This window comes from Bacteroides luti, assembly GCF_900128905.1.
Classification (GTDB): domain Bacteria; phylum Bacteroidota; class Bacteroidia; order Bacteroidales; family Bacteroidaceae; genus Bacteroides; species Bacteroides luti.
In genome coordinates, this window is record NZ_FQTV01000038.1 from 1 (window position 1) to 1,021 (window position 1,021).

General features: G+C 33.4%; 1 protein-coding gene. It reads left to right on the forward strand.

From position 1 onward, the window contains the following. The first annotated feature begins 29 nt into the window (after positions 1-29). The gene (locus BUC21_RS16195; protein WP_073404361.1) at positions 30-1,007 is read left to right on the forward strand and encodes an IS982 family transposase; all 978 of its coding nucleotides are present in this window, start codon (positions 30-32) and stop codon (positions 1,005-1,007) included. Positions 1,008-1,021 lie beyond the last annotated feature (14 nt).

A 1,021-nucleotide genomic window follows, 5' to 3' on the forward strand; every position in this document is an offset into this window, starting at 1 on the left:
ACCCGTTGGCGGAATTAATTCACTAAAAAATGTTAGAAAATAAGTTGTGCATATTATTGATTTTTAGTATTTTAATGGTGACCAAACTATTAATATACAGCTCAATTATGCACAACTTATATGCAATATTCGCTAAATTTCTTGATATATGCAAGATGTTTTCTACTGATTTAGTAAATGAAAAAGGTAATATACCTCGCAGAGGAGTCGTCCCTAAGTTCTCTGATTTAGAAGTAATCAGTTTAAGCCTTGCTGCCGAATCAATAGGCATAGATAGTGAAAGCTTTTTGTTTTCTAAATTAAATGAATACAAAGATGATTTTTCTTCTCTCATATCCCGTCGTCAATATAATGACCGCAGGAAGCTTACTATCGGTTTATGTAATCAGGTGCGTGAAAGAATTGCATCCAATGTTGATGGTGGAGAAGATATTTTCTGTATTGATTCTATGCCGATTCAAGTCTGTCGTCCCATAAGGTCAAAACGTTGTAAAATGGGAAAGAATAATTATGATAAAGCTCCCAATTATGGCTATTGTGCTTCACAGGGTAAACATTATTACGGATATAAATTACATTCTCTCTGTGGGTTGAGCGGTGTCATACACTCTTTTGACCTGACGAAGGCGAGTGTTCACGACATTCATTATTTGAAAGACGTAAAGTATAACTTTCAGAATTGCACCATCATCGGTGATCGTGGATATATTGGAACAGCCATACAACTTGATTTATTTGAAAATGCTAATATCAAGTTAGAAGTTCCATATCGGTCAAATCAAAAAGATTGGAAACCTGTTTTTAGTCCATTTGCTAAAGCAAGGAAAAGAATTGAAACGCTTTTTGCACAATTATGTGATCAATTTATGATAATCAGAAATTACGCAAAACAAACAGAAGGATTGTTTACTAGAATTACAGGGAAAATTAGTGCACTTACAATCCTTCAATATATAAACAAGATTAATAACAAACCCATTGGACAAATTAAATATGCATTAATTTAATTCCGCCAACGGGT

Excerpts from the sequence above, each read along its gene's own strand:
- BUC21_RS16195 (WP_073404361.1), top strand. The coding sequence starts at position 30 with ATGTTAGAAAATAAGTTGTGCATATTATTGATTTTTAGTATTTTAATG.